This window comes from Kribbella sp. CA-294648 (assembly GCF_050943845.1).
GTDB lineage: Bacteria > Actinomycetota > Actinomycetes > Propionibacteriales > Kribbellaceae > Kribbella.
Genome location: NZ_CP191981.1, coordinates 6,631,147 through 6,654,358 on the forward strand (window position 1 = coordinate 6,631,147; position 23,212 = coordinate 6,654,358).

General features: G+C 69.7%; 21 protein-coding genes. 13 read left to right on the top strand and 8 right to left on the bottom strand.

Annotated elements, in window-relative coordinates:
• Positions 1-4: 4 nt before the first annotated feature.
• From ACQPYM_RS31315 to ACQPYM_RS31325, 3 genes are all read right to left on the bottom strand, one after another.
• The gene (locus tag ACQPYM_RS31315; RefSeq protein ID WP_433007703.1) at positions 5-637 is read right to left on the bottom strand and encodes an alpha/beta hydrolase family protein; all 633 of its coding nucleotides are present in this window, start codon (positions 635-637) and stop codon (positions 5-7) included.
• Positions 638-689: 52 nt separating this feature from the next.
• Positions 690-1,490, bottom strand: coding sequence for an SOS response-associated peptidase (locus ACQPYM_RS31320; RefSeq protein WP_433007704.1), 801 nt, complete (start codon positions 1,488-1,490; stop codon positions 690-692).
• Between the two features lie 167 nt (positions 1,491-1,657).
• On the bottom strand, positions 1,658-2,473 hold the full coding sequence (locus tag ACQPYM_RS31325; protein ID WP_433007705.1) for a hypothetical protein: 816 nt from the start codon (positions 2,471-2,473) through the stop codon (positions 1,658-1,660).
• Positions 2,474-2,710: 237 nt separating this feature from the next.
• On the opposite strand from ACQPYM_RS31325, the gene ACQPYM_RS31330 reads away from it, so the two are divergent.
• The 10 genes from ACQPYM_RS31330 (at position 2,711) to rsgA (ending at position 16,261) form a co-directional block, all read left to right on the top strand.
• Positions 2,711-5,008: a sigma-70 family RNA polymerase sigma factor gene (locus ACQPYM_RS31330; RefSeq protein ID WP_433007706.1), complete on the top strand. Its 2,298-nt coding sequence runs from the start codon at positions 2,711-2,713 to the stop codon at positions 5,006-5,008.
• A 272-nt stretch (positions 5,009-5,280) separates the two neighbouring features.
• Positions 5,281-6,570, top strand: a complete 1,290-nt coding sequence (gene aspS / locus ACQPYM_RS31335; RefSeq protein ID WP_433007707.1) for an aspartate--tRNA(Asn) ligase — start codon at positions 5,281-5,283, stop codon at positions 6,568-6,570.
• Positions 6,571-6,596: 26 nt separating this feature from the next.
• Positions 6,597-7,859, top strand: coding sequence for an ArgE/DapE family deacylase (locus tag ACQPYM_RS31340; protein ID WP_433007708.1), 1,263 nt, complete (start codon positions 6,597-6,599; stop codon positions 7,857-7,859).
• A gap of 22 nt (positions 7,860-7,881) precedes the next feature.
• On the top strand, positions 7,882-10,533 hold the full coding sequence (locus tag ACQPYM_RS31345; RefSeq protein WP_433007709.1) for an ATP-binding protein: 2,652 nt from the start codon (positions 7,882-7,884) through the stop codon (positions 10,531-10,533).
• A 137-nt stretch (positions 10,534-10,670) separates the two neighbouring features.
• A complete protein-coding gene (locus ACQPYM_RS31350; RefSeq protein ID WP_433007710.1) occupies positions 10,671-11,375 on the top strand; it encodes an alpha/beta fold hydrolase in 705 nt (234 codons plus the stop codon).
• Between the two features lie 33 nt (positions 11,376-11,408).
• Complete coding sequence (locus ACQPYM_RS31355) at positions 11,409-12,212, top strand: alpha/beta fold hydrolase (protein WP_433007711.1); 804 nt, start codon at positions 11,409-11,411, stop codon at positions 12,210-12,212.
• A 113-nt stretch (positions 12,213-12,325) separates the two neighbouring features.
• A complete protein-coding gene (locus tag ACQPYM_RS31360) occupies positions 12,326-13,051 on the top strand; it encodes a DsbA family oxidoreductase (protein ID WP_433007712.1) in 726 nt (241 codons plus the stop codon).
• A gap of 68 nt (positions 13,052-13,119) precedes the next feature.
• Positions 13,120-13,710, top strand: a complete 591-nt coding sequence (locus ACQPYM_RS31365) for a DoxX family protein (protein ID WP_433007714.1) — start codon at positions 13,120-13,122, stop codon at positions 13,708-13,710.
• A gap of 272 nt (positions 13,711-13,982) precedes the next feature.
• Positions 13,983-15,269 (top strand): 3-phosphoshikimate 1-carboxyvinyltransferase, encoded by a 1,287-nt coding sequence (gene aroA / locus ACQPYM_RS31370; RefSeq protein WP_433007716.1) that lies wholly within the window; start codon positions 13,983-13,985, stop codon positions 15,267-15,269.
• Positions 15,269-16,261 (top strand): ribosome small subunit-dependent GTPase A, encoded by a 993-nt coding sequence (gene rsgA / locus ACQPYM_RS31375; protein WP_433007718.1) that lies wholly within the window; start codon positions 15,269-15,271, stop codon positions 16,259-16,261. Before aroA ends, rsgA begins: the two co-directional genes overlap by 1 nt.
• Here the strand turns inward: rsgA and ACQPYM_RS31380 are convergent, their stop codons facing one another.
• Positions 16,262-16,756, bottom strand: a complete 495-nt coding sequence (locus ACQPYM_RS31380) for a DUF2231 domain-containing protein (protein WP_433007720.1) — start codon at positions 16,754-16,756, stop codon at positions 16,262-16,264.
• Between the two features lie 117 nt (positions 16,757-16,873).
• On the opposite strand from ACQPYM_RS31380, the gene hisN reads away from it, so the two are divergent.
• Complete coding sequence (hisN, locus tag ACQPYM_RS31385; protein WP_433007722.1) at positions 16,874-17,656, top strand: histidinol-phosphatase; 783 nt, start codon at positions 16,874-16,876, stop codon at positions 17,654-17,656.
• Between the two features lie 15 nt (positions 17,657-17,671).
• On the opposite strand, the gene ACQPYM_RS31390 is transcribed toward hisN, so the two are convergent.
• Positions 17,672-18,901, bottom strand: coding sequence for an MFS transporter (locus ACQPYM_RS31390; protein WP_433007724.1), 1,230 nt, complete (start codon positions 18,899-18,901; stop codon positions 17,672-17,674).
• Between the two features lie 147 nt (positions 18,902-19,048).
• Between ACQPYM_RS31390 and ACQPYM_RS31395 the strand changes: the two genes are divergently transcribed.
• On the top strand, positions 19,049-19,474 hold the full coding sequence (locus tag ACQPYM_RS31395; protein WP_433007726.1) for a CBS domain-containing protein: 426 nt from the start codon (positions 19,049-19,051) through the stop codon (positions 19,472-19,474).
• A gap of 39 nt (positions 19,475-19,513) precedes the next feature.
• On the top strand, positions 19,514-20,344 hold the full coding sequence (locus ACQPYM_RS31400; RefSeq protein ID WP_433007728.1) for a hypothetical protein: 831 nt from the start codon (positions 19,514-19,516) through the stop codon (positions 20,342-20,344).
• Between the two features lie 10 nt (positions 20,345-20,354).
• Here ACQPYM_RS31400 and ACQPYM_RS31405 read toward each other — a convergent pair whose 3' ends face one another.
• The 3 genes from ACQPYM_RS31405 to ACQPYM_RS31415 all read right to left on the bottom strand — a co-directional run bounded on the left by ACQPYM_RS31405 (position 20,355) and on the right by ACQPYM_RS31415 (position 23,162).
• On the bottom strand, positions 20,355-20,783 hold the full coding sequence (locus ACQPYM_RS31405) for an SRPBCC family protein (protein ID WP_433007730.1): 429 nt from the start codon (positions 20,781-20,783) through the stop codon (positions 20,355-20,357).
• 93 nt (positions 20,784-20,876) lie between these two features.
• Positions 20,877-22,589 carry a S8 family serine peptidase gene (locus ACQPYM_RS31410; protein WP_433007731.1) on the bottom strand — a complete coding sequence of 571 codons (1,713 nt, stop codon included), beginning with the start codon at positions 22,587-22,589 and terminating at the stop codon, positions 20,877-20,879.
• Positions 22,590-22,748: 159 nt separating this feature from the next.
• Positions 22,749-23,162 (bottom strand): DUF4190 domain-containing protein, encoded by a 414-nt coding sequence (locus ACQPYM_RS31415; protein WP_433007732.1) that lies wholly within the window; start codon positions 23,160-23,162, stop codon positions 22,749-22,751.
• Between the last annotated feature and the right edge of the window lie 50 nt (positions 23,163-23,212).

Consider the following 23,212-nt stretch of genomic DNA (forward strand, 5'->3'; position numbering starts at 1 on the left):
CTGCTCAGCCCGAGATCTCCCGGGTCACCCATTCGAACACAGCTTCGACCAGCAGGTCGAAACTCTCCTCCTGGGTCAGCTCCGCGCGCTTCGGCACCTTGAACGAGTGGTCCCCGTCGGGCACCACGGCCATCTCGGTCAGCGGCGGGAACTCCTCCGGCGTACCGAACGGATCCCGCTCCCCCTGTACTACGAGGGTCGGCAGCCGCGCGCTCTGCAGCTCGTCGACCCGCGACTTCTCCGGCCGGCCCGGCGGATGCAGCGGGAAAGACAGCGCCAGTACTCCGGACGCGCCCAGCCCGCCGGCGGTCCGGCAGGCGACGCGCGCTCCGGCACTGCGGCCGCCCAGGACCAGCGGGGTCCTGATCCGCAGCTGACCGATGATCGAGATCCAGGCCTCGTCGAGCAGTTTCGGCGCCGGCGCGAGCTTCTTGCCGGCCCGCCGCCAGGGTTGCTCGATCAGGAACACGTTCATGTCCTGCTTCGGCAGCCGCGCGGCCAGCGCGGCCAGGTCTCCGGCCTCGATCCCGCCGCCCGCGCCATGGCCGAGTGCGAGCGTCGCCACCGGCCGCCGAGCCCGATGCGCCACGATCCGCGCCTCACCGTGCGGCGTCCGCACAATCCGTTCGTCGCTCACGCCCCCATCCTGTCATTCCCCGGGCCTGGGCGGCGGCACCGCACGGGAGCGTTCAGAACAGTGTGACTTCTTCGGGCTCGTCGGGTTTGTCGATGGGGTCGGTGCCGTCGGGTGGGAGGGGGTCGACGAGGTGAGGGCCGTTGTTCTTGACCGAGCTGACGGCCTTGGAGACGGCGTACGCCTCGAGGCGGCCGGGGGCAGCCGGTACGAGGAGCTCCAGGAGCTCGTCGGGATCGGAGCTCAGTGGGTTGAGCCAGGCGTCGTACCGGTCGGGCTCGACGAGGAGGGGCATCCGGTCGTGGATGCGGCCGAGGTCGTCGGTGGCCGTGGTGGTGAGGACGGTGCAGGTCCACAGCCAGGCTTCGTCGGAGTCGGGGTCGGCGACGGCTTTGTTGCGCCAGATCTCGTAGAGCCCGGCCATCGCGAGCACTCCGCCGTCGGCCGGGCGGATGAAGTACGGCTGCTTGACCGGCTTGCCGTTGACCTTCTGCTCCGAGGTGTACCACTCGTAATAACCGTCGGCCGGCAGGATGCAGCGGCGTACGGCGAAGGCCTTCTTGAACGCGGGCTTCTCCGCGACGGTCTCCATCCGCGCGTTGATCAGCCGGCTGCCGATCGAGGTGTCCTTGGCCCAGGACGGGACCAGCCCCCACTTCACCGTGGTGAGCTTGCGGACCACCTCGTCCGGGTTCTCCCGGTTCTTGCGCTCGACGACGGCGATCACCTCGTCGGTCGGCGCGACGTTGTAGTTGTCCGGCAGCTCCTGCACGGACTCCTTCACGTTCCCGGCCTCGATCTCGAACTCCACCACGAGATCCGCCGGGTCCCGGCTCGACGCATATCTCCCACACATGCCAGCCACCCTAGCCAGCCGCACCGACAATTTCCGGTACTACGGAATGCCCGGCGGGCGGAGTACCCGACAGGACAGCGGCGACGGATCGCCTACCCCGTGATAGGCGATCCGCCGCCGGTTAGATGCGCCCGGTCGTCCCCCTGTCGGCGACCGGACGCAGGTCCCTAGGCGGGGCGTGCCAGTTCGTCCAGGACGCGGCCGGCCCACTGCTCGGCCGCGGGGAGTCCTTCGATCCAGACCCGGGCGAGCTGTGGCTCGTCGGTGTCCAGGCGCCACTGGGTGATCAGCGCGCGGACCGTCTCGACCTGGTCCGGCAGGTCCGGCTCGCGGTCGACGAGCGCCGCCGCGCGGCGTGTGCCGAGGCGGCCCAGTACGTCACCGCCCGCGAACACGATCCGGAGGCACTCCGCGACGTCGATGAGCCGGAGCTCGCGTTCGAGCGGCGTGATCCCCGCCGGGTAGACCGGCTCGACCACCACCAGTGCGTGGGTCGCCGGTACGGAAGTTCCACGGAGTTCAGCCTCCCGGTAGATCTCGCCGAGCCGGGACCGCAGGTGCGCCAGGCTGGACAGCCCGGTCAGCGGGTCCTCGCAGGACAGCGAGTGCAGATAGATCAGTGAAGCCTCGGCCCAGCTGGAACTGAGTGCGCGTACCGCGTCGAAAGCCGGCTCGCCCCCGGCGATCGAGCGGTACAACGCACCCAGCCCATCCAGTGCCTCGAGCAACGAGACTCCGTCTTCCGCCAGCCGGCGGCCGACCTCGTCACTCGCGGGCACAACATCGGCACCGTCCTGCAGCGCTTCCGCAATGGCCAGATAGGCGCTGCGGTCGATGCCAGCCGTGCCGTGCGGCTCCCTCCTTCCGCACGGTTGCTCGGATGACGACGCTTCCGGCCTGTCCCGGGCGGGCGACCCCGCCAGGTTCAGGGACCGGCTGGGACGTAGCTCAAGCCGTTTGCGGATGTCCGCGAACAGCGACATGTCCCCTCCTCGGGTGGCCCCTTCGTCTCCCGACCGGGTGGCCGGAAGCGTCGTTCTGGAGATGAGACAGCGCGCTGATGCGTTCATGACGCGGATTTCGGAGGTTTTTTTCGCGTAACCTCAGCCCCGGCCCTGTCGTCATGAAAGGTGCGCGGATCCGTCCCTCATGGGAACCTTGATCCCGGCAACCACGTGACAGACGGTGACGATGTAGTGACAAACCCAGGGGGACCTCGGATGGAGACGCCGGAAGGACCGAGCGACGCGGAGCTGATCGCGCGCGTTCGCGCCGGCGACCTCGAGGCGTACGGCGAACTCTTCGCCCGGCATCACCACGCCGCCGAGCGAATGGCCCGCCAGCTGGTCCCGGCCAACGACGCCGACGACCTGGCCGGCGACGCCTTCGCCAAGGTGCTCGATGCCCTGCGCAACGGCGGCGGCCCGGACATCTCCTTCCGCGCGTACCTGCTGACCACCGTCCGGCGCGTCCACGTCGACCGGATCCGCTCGGGCCGCAAGGTCCAGACGACTGACGACATCGCGGCGTACGAGCGGGAGCCGCAGGGTTTCGACGACCCGACCGTGACCGGCTTCGAGAGTGGCGCAGCGGCGAAGGCCTTCGCCTCGCTGCCCGAGCGCTGGCAGGCCGTGCTCTGGCACACCGAGGTGGAGGGCGAGAAGCCCGCCGCCATCGCCCCACTGCTCGGCCTGACCGCCAACGGTGTCTCCGCCCTCGCCTACCGGGCTCGCGAGGGGCTGCGGCAGGCGTACCTCCAGCAGCACCTGGCTGACGTCGCTGGTGACCGCTGTCGCTGGACCACTGAGCGCCTGGGCGCCTACGTCCGCGGCGGCCTCACCAAGCGGGAGAACAAGAACGTCCGCGAGCACCTGGACGACTGTGCCAAGTGCACGGCGGTCTACCTCGAGCTGGTCGAGGTCAACAGCGCACTGCCGGCACTGCTCGCCCCCGCCCTGCTCGGTACTGCGGGCCTGGGCTACCTGGCCGCCGCCTCTGGCGCCAAGGTCGGCGTCGTCGGCTTCCTGGTCACCGGCTGGCGCAAGGCAACAGAGAACAGCACCCGTACTGCGGCCGGCGCGGGCGCTGTCGTAGTGGTAGTCGTTGCCGCCGTCATCGCCGCGTTGGCGCTCACCGGCAACGAGACACCCCCAGCAGCCATCGACAAGCCGCCGGCGCAGCAGCCGACCCAGCCGCCGGTGAAGCCACCACCGGTCAAGCCCCCTCCGGTGAAGCCGCCGAGCGTCAAGCCGCCGGTCGTCCCCCCGACCAACGAGCCGCAGCCGACCGAGCCCACTGACTCGACCGAGCCCACTCAGCCTGAGCCGACCACAGCGCCGACCAGCGCGCCGACGACGCCACCTGAGCCCACGCCGACTCCTCCGGTCCCGACCACGCCGATCCTCGACGAGGGGCTGCTGACGATCACGGCGCCCCGCGGCGGCGGTGCACCTGGCGGCCGTGCACCGGGCGAGCGCAGCTTCCGCGGCGAGACGGTCCAGGCGGCCGCTGGCACCTGGCTGATCACGATCAAGGTGCCTGCGCGCAACACCAAGCCAGTACTGATCGGCATCGACTACGGCTCGGCCCTGCAGTGGCCGATGAGCGGCAGCCCGCGCGGCTGGACCTGCACGCGAGCCAGCGACGGCAGCGGCATGTGCACCGCAGCCAACCCGGCCGCGCCGACCACCCTGCCGATCACCTTCACGGAACCGACCGGCGGCACGGCCGCCCAGCGCACCTTCACGGTCTCGGCCAAATCCGGCCGCCTGTACGACGACGACTCCGCGACCCTGGAAGCCCCCGCTCCCCCGCCGCCACCGAAGCCGCGCCTCGACGAGACGCTGCTGAAGCTCAGCACCACCAAGGCGGATCCGGACGCGCACTTCCGGACCATCACCGTCGCTCCCGGGACGCGCCCGAGCGTGACCGTGAAGCTCCAGTACGGCTCGGCGCTGTCCTGGCCGATCGCGCCGAATCCAGTCGGCTGGAAGTGCACCGTCTCCTCCCGGACCTGCACGGCGACCAATCCCGCGAAACCCGCGCCGCTGTACGGGAAGTTCGACGTACCGGAGGGCGGGGCGGCTTCGCGGACCTATTCGGTGGCGGCGACCGCTGGGTTGCTCTACGACACCGACACGGAGACTCTGCCCGGGCCACAGCCGGACGAGGGACTGCTGCGGATCGTCACACCGGACCCGCACAACGACCCGAACCCCTTTGTCTACAACCGTTTCCTGACCATCAACGGCAGCGCCGGCGGACGGGTGACGCTGGAGATCTCGTGGGGCCGCAACCTGACGCTGTTGTCGTACTTCGATCGCGGCTGGACCTGCTCGCGGTCCACCGACGTACGACGGGCCACCTGCAGCACCGAGAACTACCAGAAGGCCCTCAACACAGGGTGGGCCGCCTGGCCGGGCACGGGCCCTGCCAACACGATCACGGTGACGGCGACCACGCGGGGACGGTACGACACGGACACGGCCGTCATCCCACCAGGCAAAACCAGACGCTGAGGTATTGGCTTTGCGTTCGGCTTCGGCTCGCCTCTACGCTGTGCTTGTTCGCGGTGAAGGAACCGAGTAACACCCATCACCTCACGCACGAGAGAGTCGCCGGTAGCTGGGAAGGCGATGTGTGAGACGGGTGTGAAGACACTCCTGAGCGAATGAAACGCAAGAGGCCGGGTCGCCGTCGCGGTGACCTGGTGAAGGTGTGGTGGCACCGCGAGATCCCCTTCGCCCACACCTCCGGGGTTCAAACCGACCTTCGGAGGTGAACAACAGCGATGCGCATTCTCAACCACGAGATCCCCTCAGCAGTAGGCCAGACCGTCACGGTGGCCGGCTGGATCCATCGAAGACGACGGCTGGCGGCCGTCAGCTTCCTCGTACTACGGGACCGTTCCGGGCTCAGCCAGATCGTCGTCAAGACGCCGGAAACCCTGGCCCTGCTGGACGAACTCGGCGAGGAGACCGTCGTCCAGGTGACCGGCACGGTCGCCGCCAACCCGCAGGCGCCGGGTGGGGCCGAGATCGTCGACCCGATTATCGAGCCGTTGACCGAGCCGGCCCAGACACCGCCGATCGAGTTGTGGCGGCCGTCCGTCGGCGCCGGGTTGCCGGTGATCCTGGACAACGCGCCGATCGCTCTGCGGCATCCCGCGGTCCGGGCCGGCTGGGAGGTCGCGGCGGCCGCGTTGCACGGCTATCGCGGTTCGCTCGACCGGCAGGGATTCACCGAGATCCAGACCCCGAAGATCGTCGGCACGGCGACCGAGTCCGGCGCGAACGTGTTCGCCCTGGACTACTTCGGCGGCCCGGCGTACCTGGCTCAGTCGCCGCAGTTCTACAAGCAGACGATGGTCGGCGTCTTCGAACGCGTCTACGAGGTCGGCCCGGTGTTCCGCGCCGAGCCGCACGACACGGTCCGGCACCTGGCGGAGTACGTCTCGCTCGACGCCGAACTGGGCTTCATCCAGGACCACCGCGATGTGCTCGCCGTACTGCGGAACGTGCTGGCCGACATGCTGGCAGCAGTCGGTGAGCGGGCGGCCGGCGCGTTGGAACGGCTCGACGTCAAGCTGCCGGAGATCCCGGCCGAGGTGCCCGTCCTGCATTTCAGCGAGGCGCTGAAGCTGGCCGGCGCGAACCCGGACGAGCCGGACCTCGCACCGGCCGACGAACGCGCGATCGGTGCCTGGGCGCTGCGCGAACACGGCAGCGAGTTCGTCGCGGTCGAGGGCTATCCGATGGTGAAGCGGCCGTTCTACACCCATCCGCAGCCGTCGGACCCACGCTGGTCCAACTCGTTCGACCTTCTTTTCAAGGGGGTTGAGCTGGTCACCGGCGGCCAACGCCTGCACCGCTACAGCGACTACGTGGCGGCACTCGAGGCCCGCGGCGAGTCGGCAACCGCACCGGCGTACAGCTCGTACCTGCAGACGTTCAAGCACGGGATGCCACCGCACGGCGGCTTCGCGATCGGCCTGGAGCGCTTCGTCGCCCGCCTGACCGGCGCGGAGAACGTCCGCGAGGTAACCCTCTTCCCCCGCGACCTCCACCGGCTGACGCCGTAGCCCAGGGCGGGATGCATGATGGCGGCATGCTGAGTGAGGTGGAGCGGGACGTACTGGCCGCGGTGGATGACGCCCGGATCGTGGCGGATCTTCGGGAGTTGGTGCAGATCCCGAGTGTCGACGGGACGGCGGCTGAGGTCGACATCCAGGCGTGGTGTGCGGAGCGGTTGCGCAGTACCGGTCTGGAGGTGGATCACTGGCAGTTCGATCTGCCGGCGACCACCGGGGATCCTGACTTTCCCGGTATGGAGGTTGAGCGCGCCGACGCTTGGGGCTGTGTCGGTGTCCTGCAAGGCGGCGGCGGTACGCCGGGGCTGATCCTCAACGGGCATGTGGATGTGGTGCCGGTCGGCGAGTTGGCGGCCTGGCCGGACAGTGATCCGTTCTCGGCTCGGGTGACGGACGGGATCATGTGGGGCCGCGGCACCTGCGACATGAAGGGTGGGGTGGCGGCGATCTTCGGTGCTGTCGCCGCGATCGCCGCCGCGGGCGTCACCCTGCGCAAGCCGCTCGCCGTGCACACCGTGGTCGGCGAGGAGGACGGCGGGCTGGGCGCGTTCGGGACGCTCAAGCGCGGCCACACGGGCGAGGCCTGCCTGATCGCCGAGCCGACCGCCGGCGGCGTGATCCCGGCGAACTCGGGTTCGCTCACCTTCCGGCTGGAGATCCCCGGCCTCGCGACCCACGGATCCACCCGGACCCGCGGCGTCAGCGCGATCGAGAAGTTCACGCTCATCCAGCAGGCGCTGATCGCGCTGGAGATCGAGCGCAACCGCGACCCGCATCCGCTGCTCAAGCACCTCGACCTGGCCAACCCGCTGTCGGTCGGCACGATCCACGCGGGCGACTGGGCCAGCACTGTGCCCGACCTGCTGGTGGCAGAGGGCCGGTACGGCGTACGGCTGGGTGAGCCGGTTGCCGAGGCACAACAGGCCTTCGAGCGGGCGATCGAGGAGGCGTGCGCTGCCGACGACTGGCTGCGTACCCACCCGGTGCAGGTCAGCTGGCCGGGTGGGGTGTTCGCGTCCGGGGTGCTGCCCGACGGGGACCCGCTGCTGGACGACACGTTGCAGGCGGCAACGGCCGCTGGAGCGTCCGAAGTACCGGAGGTCAAGGGTGGGCCGTATGGCTCAGACCTGCGCCAGTACGCCGCTGCCGGCATCCCCACCCTGCAGTACGGCCCTGGAGACGTCCGCTACGCCCACGCCATGGATGAGCACGTGCCACTCGCGGAGGTCCTCCACTGCGCCCGCGCCTACGCCCTGCTCGCAGTACGGCGCTGCAGCTAGCGCTGAATGGTAGAAAGTGCGCATGGAACCGCTGCGGGGGCGCTCGGCTGAGCTGGGCCAACTGCTGGCGGCCATGCGTACTGCGGAGAGTGGCGAGGCCTCGCTGACCGTGGTCACCGGTGAGCCCGGCATCGGGAAGTCTGCTCTGGTCCGGGCTTTGGTGGAGCAGGCAGAGCGGCGCGGACTGCTTGTAGCCCAGGCAGCAGCCCACCAGACGGATGAGCTCAGTCCGCTGGCTTCCCTGGCTCCGGCGCTACGGTCGGGCACCGAGCCGCTCATCAGTACCGAACACTTCCTGGAGCTGGCCTCACTCAACGCCCAGCCGCTGTGGCTCGGCGAGCGGCTCGCGGACCTGATCGGCAAGCGGCTGGACGGCGTACCGGCTCTGATAGTCCTCGACGACGCCCAGTGGGCCGACCCGCTGACCAACTTCGTACTGCGGGTCGTCGTCGCCCGGTTGAGCCGCGCGAAGGTGATGTGGCTGCTCGCGACCCGTCCCGCGCCCGGTGCCTTGTTCGAGCAACTCGTGGACGCTGTCCGGGACCAGGTACCGGTGAACGCGATCCAGTTGGCTCCGCTGAGCACCGAGGCCGTCTTGGAGCTTGCCGCCGACCGGCTCGGCACGCCGGTTGACCCGGCATTGTCCGTCAGGCTGGGCGGCGTACAGGGGGTGCCGTTCCTGGCGGAGCAACTAGTGGCCGGGCTGTACCTGGCCGAGCTGCCGGATGGCCTGGTAGAGGGGGTGCGTCGTCGGGTCAGCAGTACTTCGGAGCTGTGCCAGGCGTTGCTGCGGACGGCTGCTGTCTTCGGCAGTGAGTTCCAGCTGGAGGATGTCGCCGTACTGATGGGTGAATCCATCGCCAAGCTGGCCGGCCCGCTGGAGGAGGCCATCCGCGCCGGGTTGCTGGCCGACGGGATGTCGACGGTGAGCTTCCGGCACGAGCTGCTGCGGGCCGCAGTACTGGCCGAGGTGCCGCCGTCTGCGCAGCGGGCTCTGCACCGGGCGATCGCGGATCAGCTGCTGGCCGGCGGGCGGGGTGCGTCGGCTGCGGCGCCGCACATCCTGGCGACGGCCGCCGCTGGTGACGTCGGCGCCATCAACACCCTCCGCAAGGCAGCCCACGAACTGCTGGAGACGATGTCGATCACCGCGATCAGCGTGATCCAGCAGACCTTCGAACTCACCCCTGTCGACGACAGCATCCGTGGCGACGTCGGCGAGGACGTTGTCGAAGTACTGCTCGGTGGACGCCAGTTCGCGGCTGCCGAGGCGTTCGCCGACGACTTGCTGGGCGGTACTGCGCTCTACCGCGGGCCGGTCTCCCCCGACCTGCGTGCGGCGATCCGGCTGCGCCTATTGCCGCACATGTGGGCTACTGGGCGGCTGGAGCAGTGCGAGCTGGACGTGCCGGGAGCCTCGGCGCCACTGGCCGACAGGATGCGGGCGTACCGGGTACTGGCTCGGCTGGAGGAGCCGTTCCGGACAACCGATCCAGTGGCAGCCGGCGTACAGCAACTGGCCGCCGCGGAACGCGCCAGGGCAGTCGGCCGGTACGCCGAGGCGCGCGATCTCTACCGTGCCGCGCGAGCCGCGACCGGCGACGAGGTCGGAAGTCATCCGGCCATGCACATCGAGCTCGCCGAACTGTTCTGCCGGGCGCAGCTCGACGACCTGGCCGGTGCCCTCGACCGCCTGCAGCAGCTGCTCGGCACCAGCGACTCCTGGCTCGCCCCTCAGCTGTCCGTACTGCGCGCGCGACTGGAGCTTGCCACCGGCAACCTATCGGCGGCAGCCGACGCCGCGGAGGACTGCCTCCGCTGGAGCACCGAGGTCTTCGACCTGTCGTCCCAAACCCCGGCCCGCCAGATCCTCGCCCTGGTCGCCCTGCTGAGAGGCCGCCTGACCGAGGCCCGCGAGCAAGCCACCGACGACCAGATCCGTGCGCTCCTGGAGGTGGCCGACGGAGAGACCGCAGCGGCCGCCAGGCTGCTGGACGCGCCGCTCGAGTACCCCGAACGCCACACTCTCCTGCTCTACGCGGCCACCGGTACTGCGGACCCGGAGGTCGCCGACCGAGCAGCCGAACTCCTGGCAAGCCAGGCAGAGGCGAGCCCCACCCCCACGTTCCGGTCGACCGCCGAGCTGGCTGCCTGCTGGAACGGGCTGACCTACCACCCCACTGCGGACGGCGACGGCGCTGCGGCACGCGCGCGGCTGGCCGAGGTGGTCGATGCCTTGCGGAGCTCGCCGCGGCCGCTGCTACTGGCGTGTGCGGAAGCCCTCTACGGCCGGGTCGAACTGGCGGGCGGTGAGCGCAAAACCGCAGTTGCCGCCCTGGAGAGCGCCCTGGCCTCCTTCACCGAGTTGGGAGCCGCCGCGCCGGCCACCAGGGTGCAGGCGGTGTTGCAAGCTGCTGGGGTCCGACGACGGAAGTGGGCTGCTGTGCAGGCGCGGCCTGAGTCGGGGTGGGAGGCGTTGACGCCGATGGAGCGGCGGGTGGCTTTGCTGGTCGCCGAGGGGCACACCAACCGGTCGGCGGCCGACGAGCTGGTGTTGTCGGCCAGTACGGTCGGTACTCACCTGAGGTCCGCTTTCGGCAAGCTCGGGGTGAACTCGCGGGTCCAGCTGACCCGGATGGTGCTGGAACGGTTCGCGTCTCCCCCGAACGCATGAGATTTGGGTGCACCGGCTGAGCTGACCCCGCCGCGGCACCCCGCACGGTTCCGCTGTTCGGTCGATTCGCGGACTCACCGTTCCGAGGTTTTCTTGCGGTGCTGGAAATCCCACCGCAAGAGAACGAGGAACAAGCAATGAGCGAGAAGCCCACCACCGTCGTCCTGGTCCACGGCGCGTTCGCCGACGCGTCCAGCTGGAACGAGGTCGTCACCGACCTCACCGCCCGCGGCATCCCCACCCTGGCCGTCGCCAACGAGCTGAGCGGCGCGGCCCGCGACGGCAGCCGGATCGCGGCCCAGGTCCGCGAGATCGACGGCCCGGTCGTGCTGGTCGGTCACTCGTACGGCGGCGCGGTGATCACCGCCGCGGCCAACGAGGCCGACAACGTCACCGGGCTGGTCTTCATCGCGGCCTTCGCGCCGGACGAGGGCGAGAGCCTGCAGGACCTGCTCGGCCAGTTCCCGGCCAACGACTTCGGCTCCGGCCTGGCACCGCACCAGCTGCCCGGCACCGACGGTGACGAGGTCTGGCTGAGCATCGCGCTCGACTCCTTCCACAAGCTGTTCGCCGCCGACGTACCGGTCGAGCAGGCCACCGCGATGGGTCGCTCGCAGCGCCCGATCGCTGCCGCCGCCTTCGAGGAGAAGGCCGGAGCGGCGAGCTGGAAGCGGCTGCCGAGCCACTTCCTGGTCGCGACCGGCGACCAGGCGATCCACCCCGAGGGCCAGCGCACGATGGCGAAGCGGGCCGGCGCCACCACGATCGAGGTCGACGGTTCCCACGCCGTCTCGGTCTCCCAGCCCAAGGCCGTCGCCGACTTCATCGCCTCTGCGCTCTGAATCACCCCTCATCGTCAACAGGAGATCCACGTCATGAACCGCCTTCGCCGTGCCCTCGTCGCCAGTGCCGGCCTCGTCCTGCTGGCAACCGGCGCCACCGCGGCAACCGCCACCACCAACAGCCCAGCCACCATCGACAAGCACCCCAAGCCGACCATCGTCCTCATCCACGGCGCCTTCGCTGACGGCTCGAGCTGGAACAAGGTCACCGAGAAGCTCCAGCGCGACGGCTACCAGGTCGTCGTACCGGCCAACCCGCTGCGTGGACCCGGTAGCGACTCCAGCTACCTCGCTGGCGTCCTGGCCGGCATCCCCGGGCCGAAGGTCCTGGTCGGCCACTCGTACGGCGGCGCGATCATCACCCAACTCGCTTCCGCCCCGGACGTGAAGGCGCTCGTGTACGTCGCCGCGTTCGTCCCGCAGGCCGGCGAGACGGTCGGCGAACTCAACGCGAAGTTCCCCGGCAGCGAGATCAACGCGGACACCACCAACACCATCACGTACGCCGGTGGGGCCGATCTGGTGATGCGTCCCGAGGCCTTCCGGACCGTCTTCGCGGCCGATCTGCCGCGATCCGAGCAGTCAGTGCTCGGCGCCTCTCAGCGGCCGATCGCGGCAGCGGCCTTCACCGAGCCGATCGCCAGGTCGGCGCCGGCCGCGCTGCCGAAGTACGCGATCGTCCCGAGCGGTGACAAGGCCATCGCGCCGGCCGGTGAGCTGTGGATGGCACAGCGGGCCGGAGCCAGGATCGTCAAGGTCGAGGGCGCCTCGCACCTGGTGATGATCTCCCACCCCGGCACCACCACGAAGCTGATCGAGAAGGCCGCCACCCGCTGACCACCTTCCAGCCCGAGCCGCGCGGCCCTGAGTTTCCCGGGGCCGCGCGGTCTTGGCTTGTGGCGTTGGTCGCACCGGGAATAGCGCCGCGGAGGCGGCAGTTGCCCAGTGGCATGCGCATTGATATCTGGTCCGACGTCGTCTGTCCGTGGTGCTACATCGGTAAGCGCCGGCTGGAAGAGGCTCTGACGTCAACCGGCGAGCAGGCCGAGATCGTCTGGCACAGCTTCCAGCTCGACCCCTCGTCGACCAACGACGACCCCCGCCCGCTGCACGTCCGGCTGGGTGAGAAGTACGGCCGCGGCCCGGAGTGGGGCCTGCAGGCCAACGCGCACGTGACGGAGACCGCCGCGGAGCTCGGGCTGGAGTTCCACCTCGCGGACGCCAAAGCCGCCAACACGGCCGACGCCCACCGCGTCCTGCACCTCGCCCTCGAGCTCGCCGAAGCCGGCGAAGTACCGGCCGATACGCAGAACCGGCTCAAGGAGCGCTATCTCAAGGCCTACTTCACCGACGCTCTCCCGGTCGGCGACCACGCGACGCTGACCAGGCTCGCCGTCGAGACCGGCGTGCCGGAGGACCGGGTGACCGAAGTGCTGGCCGGTACGGCGTACGCCGACGACGTCGCCGCCGACCAGGCGCAGGCCCTCTCGTACGGCGCGAACGGGGTGCCCTTCTTCGTGATCGACCAGAAGTACGGCGTCAGCGGCGCCCAGCCGGTCGAGGTGTTCCAGGAGGCGATCCGGCGGGCCAACGCCGAGCGGCAACCGGTCACGCTGATCACCAGCCCGGCAGCGACCGACGACGCCGCCTGCGGGCCGGACGGATGCGCGATTTGAGCCTGGGTACACGACACACGGGGCACCGGGTGCCTCACCGGGATTGTCGGACCAGGTAAGAAGGAGCCATGACTGTCGTGCGAGCACTGGCCAGGCCGTTGCTGTCCATCCTCTTCGTCGTGCAGGGCGCGAAGGCGATCAAGGATCCGGAGCCGCTCGTACCGAAGGCTCAGCCGGTCGCCGATCGGTTCGTCCCACTGATCCAGAAGGTGGCGCCGGCGCAGGTCGGCGACCGGATCCCGGAGAGTACAGCGGGCCTGGTCCGCCTCAACGGTGCCGCGCAACTGATCGGCGGGCTCGCGCTCGCGACCGGCCGGGGTCGCCGCCTCGGCGCCGTAGTACTGGCCGGGTCGCTGGTGCCGACGACGCTGGCCGGGCACTCGTTCTGGCAGGAGTCGGACAAGGCCGTCCGGGCCACCCAGAAGGTCCAGTTCATGAAGAACCTCGGGCTGATGGGTGGGCTGATGCTCGCCGCGGTCGACACCGAGGGCAAGCCGGGCGTCGCCTGGCGGGCCACCCACGGCGCCAAGGCGGTCAAGCGCGAGACCAAGCGCAGCGCGCGGCTGGCGAAGCGGGAGACGAAGCAGTTCGCCCGGACCGCCAAGCGCGAGGCCCGGCACGCGAAGCAGCTGGCGAAGGCCGAGCTCCCCTTCGGCTGATCCACCCGGTCTGGCCCGGATTATCCACAGCTCGTTCACCCTCGCCCTGCCGGCGGGTGAAGCCCGCTAGGGCGTGTCTCCCAGTTCCCTGCAGTCGCGAGCAGGTGCTCGGTGCGGTAGCTCGGCGTGCTGGAGCGAAGGCCTCGATGTTTTTCCATCGTTGCTTTTGCTCCAGTGCGCCGAGGTGCCGTGCCGAGTGCCGCGCAGCACGCAGGGAACTGGGAGACATGCCCTAGGCTCGGGGGCGAATCGTCCGTTGAGCTGGGAGTGAGATGGCAGGCAGTGGGTTGGAAGGGCAGCAGGGCTGGCCGGCGCCGTTGGCCGACGGTGCGGTCAGCGGCCGGGTGACGGTGCCCGGCTCGAAGTCGATCAGCAACCGGGCGCTCGTCCTGGCCGCGATCGCCGACGGTCCGTCCACGCTGTCCGGGCTCCTGGTGGCCCGCGACACGAACCTGATGCGCTCCGCTTTGGTCTCCCTCGGGGTCGGCATCACTGAACACGACGGGCTCGTGACCGTCACACCGGGCTCGCTCAAAGGCCCGGCGAGCGTCGACTGCGGTCTGGCCGGCACCGTGATGCGGTTCGTCCCGCCGGTCGCGGCCCTGGCCGACGGCGAGATCGCCTTCGACGGCGACCCCTACGCCCGCGAGCGCCCGATGAACGTCATCCTCGGCGCGCTGCGCACCCTCGGCGTCCAGATCGAGGACCACGGCACCGGCCGGATGCCGTACTCCGTGAGCGGGTCCGGCTCGGTCCGCGGCGGCAAGGTCACCCTCGACGCGTCCGGCTCGAGCCAGTTCGTCTCGGCCCTGCTCTTGGCCGGCGCCCGGTACGACGAGGGCGTCGACATCCTGCACGACGGCAAGCCGGTCCCGTCCCAGCCGCATCTGGACATGTCCATCGCGATGCTGCGCGAGCGCGGCGTCCAGGTCGACGACAGCGAGCCCAACCGCTGGATCGTTGCCCCCGGCCCCATTCGCGCCCTGGACACCGCGATCGAGCCCGACCTGTCCAACGCGGCCCCCTTCCTCGCGGCCGCGGTCGTCACGGGTGGCTCGGTCACCGTGACGGGCTGGCCGGCGCAGACCACGCAACCCGGTGGCCAGCTGCCCGAGATCTTCACCCGCTTCGGCGCCGAGGTGTCACTCGCCGACGGCGACCTGACTGTTCGCGGCACCGGCCGGATCCAGGGGGTCGACCTCGACCTGGGTGAGGTCGGTGAACTGACGCCGGTGCTCGCCGCGGTCGCCGCGCTCGCCGACGCACCGTCGTACCTGCGCGGGATCGCGCACCTGCGCAACCACGAGACCGACCGGCTGGCCGCGCTCGAGACCGAGCTCAACGCGCTCGGCGGCGACGTGAACCAGACCGCCGACGGGCTGGAGATCCGCCCGAAACCCTTGCACGGTGGGCTTTTCGGCACCTACCACGACCACCGGATGGCGCACGCCGCCGCGGTGCTCGGGCTCGCGGTCACCGGTCTGCAGATCGAGAACATCGGCACGACGGCGAAAACCCTGCCGGAGTTCCCCGAGCTCTGGTCGGCGCTGGTGAGCTGATGTCGCGGTACGACGAGGAAGCCAAGTACGACCGGCCCAAGCGCCGGACCCGGCCCCGCACCAAGGACCGGCCGACGTACGACGATGCCGTCACCGGTTTTGTCATCACCCGCGACCGCGGCCGCTACACCTGCTGGGTCGGTGAATCCGATCGTGTCGTGACCGCGATGAAGGCGCGCCAGCTCGGCCGCAAGGGCGTCATCGTCGGAGACCTGGTCAAGCTCGACGGCGACGCCAGCGGCGACGAGGGCACGCTGGCCCGGATCGTCGAGGTGCTCCCCCGCAAGACGTTGCTGCGCCGGTCCGCCGATGACGACGACCCGATCGAGCGGCCGCTGGTGGCCAACGCCGACCAGCTCGTCATCGTGGTCGCGGTGGCGAACCCGGAGCCGCGGACCAGGCTGATCGACCGGTTCCTGGTCGCGGCGTACGACGCCGGCATGCGGCCGCTGCTGTGCCTGACCAAGACCGACCTGGCCGACCCTGATCCGCTGCTGTCGATCTACCGGCCGCTGGGTGTCGAGTCCGTCGCCACCCGGCGCGACGGCGATCTCAGTGAGCTGGCCGAGCAGCTCCGCGACCGGACGAGCATGATGGTCGGCCACTCGGGTGTGGGCAAGTCGACGCTGGTCAACGCGTTGGTGCCCGGCACGAACCGCGCGATCGGCGTGGTCAACGACAACACCGGTCGCGGCCGGCACACGTCGACCAGCGCGTTGCTGCTCCGGCTGCCCGACGGTGGCTGGATCGTGGACACGCCGGGCATCCGGTCGTTCGGGCTGGCGCACGTCCAGCCTGATCAGCTGATCAACGCGTTCGGCGACCTGGCCGACGAGACCCGCGACTGTCCCCGCGGGTGCACCCACTCCGAGACCGAGCCGAACTGCGCCCTCGACGAAGCAGTCGCCGCCGGCCGCGTCGATGCGGAGCGAGTGGAGTCCTTCCGCCGCCTCCTGGCCAGCCGCGAAGGCCGCGACCTCGAAACTACTTAGCTATTTGGCGGGGAGCTGGCCGTCCCAGACGGCCTTGGCGCCGGAGTCGCCGGTGCGGATGGTCTGGTAGATGACCAGGATGCCGATCACCACGATCGCCGCGCTGATGACCAGCTCCAGCGGCCGGCTTTTCGTTGCCTTGGCGCCCTTTCCGCTGGCCAGTGCGGACGGGCCGCCGAGCAGCAGGAAGGCCACCACCGCGACCGCGGCGAAGATCAGCACGAACCAGAACAGCAGATTGCCACGGTCCTGGTGGGTCTTGACCAGCGGCTGCAGTTGCGGGATCGCGGCAACGAATGCCTCGCCGCTCTCCTTCGCCACGTACGCCACGACCACCGCGCCGAGGCCGAGCAGCAGGGTCGGCCAGCGCAGCAGCCAGCGCCACTTCGGCAGCAGGGCGAAGGCCATCGCGACCAGCGCGGCGACCGGCAGCAACAGCACCGCCAGGTGGATCACCAGGACGTGCAGCGGAAGATCCCCGAAGCGCTCGAACATGTCGCCTCCAGCAGTCGTTGAGTTCTGACATTAGCTGCACGTTCAACCACGTCGGACGGTTCACTTCCAGCCGAGACCCATCCGCAATCTTCGGGCCGAGCAGGTTAGCCTTCCGGCATGCCCTCGCACACCGACGACTTGCGGCTCGCCCACATCCTGGCGGACGATGCCGACTCCACCACGATGGACCGTTACAAGGCGCTCGACCTGCACGTCGCGACCAAGCCGGACCTCACCCCGGTGAGCGAGTCCGACCGCAAGGTCGAGGACGTGATGCGCAAGACGCTGGCCCGGGCCCGGCCGCGGGACGCGTTCGTCGGCGAGGAGGACGGCACCACCGGCTGGGGCGTGCGCCGCTGGGTGGTCGACCCGATCGACGGCACCAAGAACTACATCCGTGGCGTGCCCGTCTGGGCCACGCTGATCAGCCTGATGATCGAGGACCAGGTCGTCGTCGGCGTCGTTTCCGCGCCCGCGCTCGGCAAGCGCTGGTGGGCGTCGTACGGCGACGGCGCGTGGACCGGGCGCGCGCTGATGTCGGCCCAGCCGTGCCGGGTCAGCGACGTGGCGGCGATCGAGGACGCGTCGCTGTCGTACTCCTCGCTGAAGGGCTGGGAGAAACTCGGCAAGAAGGACCAGTTCGCCGACCTGATGGAGTCGGTTTGGCGGACCCGCGCGTACGGCGACTTCTGGTCGTACATGCTGGTCGCCGAGGGCGCCGTCGACATCGCCGCCGAGCCCGAGCTCAACCTGTACGACATGGCCGCGCTGGCGATCATCGTGGATGAGGCGGGCGGCAAGTTCACCTCCCTCGACGGGGTGCCCGGACCCAACGGCGCCAACGCCGTCGCCACCAACGGCCGGCTCCACCCCGAGGTGCTCGAACGCCTGCAACGCTGAACGGCAGGTCAGGCGTCAGGCCTTGACGGGCTGGTCGGTGTCGTGGCGCTGCAGGCGCCACACCGAAGGCACGAGCAGAACCGCAATCACGACCACCACGTGCACGGCCGCGCCGTACAGCTCGACCGCCTTCGCGCTCGTCACCGCAGCCAGGTAGCCGACCGACAGCTGCCCGATCGGCCCGGCGACGAACGACCCGAGCATGTCGTACGACGAGACCCGCGACAGCTTGTCGAGCGGGATGTGCTGACCGAGCGCGGTCTCCCAGCCGATCCCGAACAGCTCGAACCCGAGCCCCACCACGAACGCCGCCACCGCGATCACGATCGTGTGCGGCGCCAGCGCGAGGCACACGTACATCGGCACGATCGACAACATGCCGAACATCCCGATCCGGACCGGGTACCGCGGCTTCAACCGGATCATCACGATGCCGCCGGCGATCAGCCCGGCGCCGAAACACGCGCTCACCGCACCCCAGCCGACCCGGCCGAAGGTGTCGTCGGCGATCACCGGACCCAGCGTCGAGTAGCAGGCCGTGAAGACCATGTTCAGCACCAGGAACCCGGCCACCACCGTCCAGACCCACTGCCGGGAGACGAACTCGGTCCAGCCGACCCGCAGGTCGTGCAGCATCGAGCTGGCCGACCGCTCGATCCGCGGCACGGTCAGCAGCGACAGCAGCAACGCGCCCGCGCCGAACGTCGCCGCGTCGACGGCCAGCCCGATCCCCGGGCTGGTCAGGCCGACGATCACGCCGGCCACGGCGCCGCCGCCGATCAGTGCGATCGACCGGGCGAAACCGGACACCGCGTTCGCCTGGGGCAGCTCGGACCGGTCCAGGATCGACGGCAGGATGCCGACCATGGCCGGCAGGACGAACGCCGCCGCGATGCCGTTGACCGCCTCGATCACGGCCAACTGCCAGATCTGGGCGTCTCCCGACAGCACCAGCACTGCCGCCAGCGCCTGGGTCAGGGCGCAGACCGAGTTCGCCGCGATCAGCACGAGTTTGCGCGGCAACCGGTCGGAGATGACGCCGCCGACGAGCAGGAAGACGATGTTCGGGATGCTCCGGGCGGCCAGCACGATCCCGACCGCACTGGCCGCGTCGGACACGTCCAGGACCGCGAAGACGAGCGCGATCGGGGCGATCGACGACCCCAGCGTCGAGATGAACCGGGCACTGATGAAGATCCGGACGTCGCGGTGCCGCAGTACGGCGAGGTCCTCCCGCCAGCTCATCCGGCCACCGGGTGTGACGAGTTCGGGCCGCCGCTCCGGCGGACGGGAGGGGCTATGGTCACCATGCGCATTCTGTCAGACCTGCCGTTCACTGGTTTCATTCGCTACCCTTGGGTATTGGGCTCCGCACGACCACCAGGAGGCTCCGTGAAGATCAACGACGTACTGCGCGGCAAAGGCAATCAGGTCGTCACCATCGCCCCTGACGCCACCATCACCGAGCTCCTGGCACTGCTCGCCGAGCACAACATCGGCGCGGTCGTGGTCAGCCCGGACGGCCGTGAGGTTGCCGGCATCGTCTCCGAGCGCGACGTGGTCCGGCTGCTGCACGGTACGCCGGACGCGGGCCAGGTGCGGGTCAGCGCGATCATGACCGAGCAGGTGCACACCTGCGGGCCGGACGACCTGATCGACAACCTGATGCGGCTGATGACGGATCGCCGGATCCGGCACGTTCCGGTCGTCGTGGACGGCGCGCTGACCGGCATCGTCAGCATCGGTGACGTCGTCAAGACCCGGATCGGCGAGCTGGAGTTCGAACGCGAACAACTCTCCAACTACATCTCCGGCTGACTCCCGGAGGTTGCTCCCTGCCAGGACTAGCCTCCGAGCATGGAGCCGACACCACCCCACCAGCCCCCGCCTCACCCCGGCCATCTGCCCCAAGACGAGGGCCCGGCGGCCGACGGCTCCGGCCTGCCCCCGCAGGACGGCTCGGGGCTGCCTCCGCAAGGTGGCTCCGGGGTGCCGGCCCAGGGTGGGTATGGTTTCGCGCCGCAAGGTGGCTACCCGGCGCAGGGTGGCTATCCCCCGCCTGGTGTGGGGCAGCCGGGCTTCCCGGCGTACCCGGGCGGGCGGAACGAGCTGGTGCGGCCTGGGTCGGGTGGCACCAGCAGTGTGGCCGTGCTCGGGTTCATCTTCAGCCTGGTGGCCGCCATTCCGGTTGCTGTCGTGCTGTGTGTCGTCGCGCTCAACCGGATCCCGCGGCTCGCCCAGAAGGGCAAAGGCCTGGCGGTCGCCGGGCTGGTGATCACCGGTGTGTGGGTCCTCGGTCTGAGCGTGGCCGGTTTCCTGTACGGCGCCGGCAGCGAGCCCGACCGGGACGCGTCCGGCCAGGTGACCACCAAGCAGACGACGCGCCCCGACAAGCTCCGGGTCGGCGACTGCGTGACGGAGCTCAAGGAAGGCGATGTGAAGGACATCGGTATCCAGCCGTGCGACCAGCCCAACGGCGGCAAGGTGTTCGCGGTCTTCGACCTTCCGGCCGGCAAGTGGCCCGGCCTCGCGACCGTTCAGGCCGCCGCCGAGAAGGGCTGCACCGACCGCTTCAAGGCCGCCAAGGTGAAGCCGGACAAGCCGTCGGACATCTTCTTCCTGCACCCGGTGGAGGACGGCTGGGCCCTCGGCGACCGCGGCACCACCTGCCTCCTGACCCCCCGGTAGACCCTCAGCCCTAGCTGGACTCGAGTTTCTCCTTCAGCCGCTGGTAGCTGGCAGGTGCGGCCTTCGCCGCGATGCGACGGACCACCGGCGCCAGCGGCGCGGCGACCCCACGACCGTCGAAGTCCAGACCGAACGTCACCCGGCACCGATCGACACCCAGTGGCTCGACCTCGATCGTGGCGGACGGCAGGATCGGCCCGTCCACACCCCGCGCGGCCCACCGACGAGGCGGCGCGTTCTCGGTGATCTCCTGCGTCATGCCGCGCTCGGCCCCGGCCACCTTGCGGACGGTCACGAACCGCGACCCCACCTCGTGGCCCCCGACGTCCACCCGCGCCACGTCCCGCTGCCACTCGGGGAAGTGCCCAGGGTCGGTCGCGTACGCGAACACCTCCGCGGCCGGCCGGCCGATGTCGACACTGCGAACAAATGCTGTCATCGTCCTCTCCTTTCACCTGGAGAGAACCACGATATCATCACCTGATGAATTCGGTGGGCCGGCACCGTGGCACCGGCCCACCGCTTCAGTTGCTCAGTACCGGGTCACCGCGGCGTAGGCGTCGACGATGCCGTGGCCGTAGAAGCCGTTGAACTCCCGGCTGCCCTCACAGAGCGCGTTGAACTCCTCCGAACGTCCTTCGTTCAGGTAGGTCTGCAGGCGCGGCGTCGGGCAGGCGCGGGCTTGCGCGCTGTCCAGCAGGATCTTCCGCACCTTGTCCGGAGCCATCCCGAACGACTTGCGCGGTCCCTTCTTGCCGTACTCGCTGACGATCAGCGCGGAGACACCAGTCACGTGCGGCGACGCCATCGACGTGCCCTGCAGCCAGTTGTAGTAGCCACACTGCGTGTAGTCCGTGGCGCCCGGCGGGCACTGCTTCTGTACGCCGGCGTCGACGCCGTCCGGAGTGATCTCACCAGCCGGGTCGACCAGCCCGTCAGCCTGCAGCGTGTTCACCGGGTAGGTGGACAGGATGAGGTTCTCGTTGGTCCGGAACTTCGGCGTACCGAAGTAGTCGCGGAACCAGCCACCGGGCGCCGACACGTCGATCTGCTCGAGGCCGTAGTTGGAGTAGTCCGCCTTCTTGCCCGACGGGCCGAGGGCGGAAACGCCGATCACGTGCGGGCCCTCGACCGGCAGGTCCCAGCAGGTCGAGTTGTCGATCGGGCGCGGGTACGGCGGGACCTCGCCGAAGTCCGGGCTGCTGATGTCGGTGCGCGGCTTGCCCAGGTCCTCGTGGTTGTTCCCGAGCGACCCGACCAGCGTGACGCCCTTGTCGTGCGCGTAGTTCAGGGCGCGGTTCATGGTGGCGATGATGGTGCGCTGCTCGGCCTGCGCCTCCGGGCTGTCGGCCGGGTTGTTCAGGCAGTTGTAGAGCCACGGGTCGACGTAGAAGGACATGTTCACCACGTCCAGCCCGGCGTCACCGGCGTAGGTGAGCGCGTCGGTCACCGGACCGAGGAAGAGGTAGCCACTGTCCTGGCCGCCGCGGATGTTGACCAGCGACACGTTGGGCGCGACCCCGGACAGGCCGATACCGTTGAGTGCCGCGCCGATGGTGCCGGCCACGTGCGTCCCGTGCCCACTGTCGTCCCAGTCCGCCGGGTCGACACAGCCGCGGAACTCACAGGGCCCGTCGACCTCCGGCATGTCCGGGGCGAAGTTGCGCGACAGCTTCCGGTCGAAGTTCGGCGCGATGTCGGGGTTGCGCGCATCGATGCCGGAGTCGAGGACACCGACCTTGACGGCCTTCTTGCCCCGCTGCACGGCGTGCGACAGGTCCGCACGGACCATCCGCAGGCCCCACAGCTTGTCGTCGAGCGGATCGGCGGTCTTGCGGGCGGCAGGTTTCTTGGCCGGCACACCCTTGCCCTTGGCAACAGCCTTGAGGTGCTCCTTCTCGACCACGCCGGGCCGGACCTTCGGCAACTTGCCGATCGGCCGCGCGTGGGCCGCACCCTGGACGGCCGGCGAGGCGGCGACCCGGCTGACGAACCCGGACGCGGCGGCCTTGACCGTCATCGTGCCGAGGTTCGCGTTCTCCTTGACCAGGACGCCTCCGGCTGCCTTGACGGCCGCCAGCGCCTGGGCGCGGTCGGCACCCTGCTCCAGCAGCACCAGGTACTCCGTGGTGCCCCCGGCAACCGCTTTCGTACCGGCACCGGCGGTAGCCGGGACGGCCAGTGCACCGGCCAGCAGCGCGAACGCGCCGGTGGCCGCGCACAACGATCTACGGACGTCTCTCACGAGTGGATCCCCTCCCTGAAGTGAGTCTGACGGGCACACGGTAAAGCCGCGCGGGCAGGTCCACCAGGGTTCAGCGAAAGTCCGTCGTTGTCAGGATCAGCAAGCAAACGACTGAACCGGATCGTTCCGGCCGGTTCGTTGCCTGCTCACCGGGACGCGTCAGGTCCGGGCAAGGGCGACCAGGAAGATCAGCAGGAAGCTCGAGGCGACCAGTACGCCGAGGCCGAGCACGATAGTGCCGATGATGCCGGTGACCTGGCCGGCGATCGCCATCCCCCGGTTGCTGTAAACGCCGGGCGCCTCGTCGATCTCACCGAGCGCCTGCTGCGCCTTCCACCAGGCGATCGGCGAGATCACCACGAACATCGTGAACAGCCCGACCAGGCCGAGCACCATGGCCAGCGTCGCGTTCGAGTTGTCCCGCAGCACGCCGTACGCCGGCTGTGGGTACACGTAGCCGGGCTGCAGCGGGTACTGCGTCGGCGCCGGGCTCTGCTGGCCGTGGGGCTGGTCCTGCGGCCGATCCACGTACTGCGGAACGCTGTCCTGGGGTCGCCGCTCGTCGAACGACATGCGTACTGCTCCTCTGCTCAGGGCCGGAGGTACCACCGCCGACCCCGAGC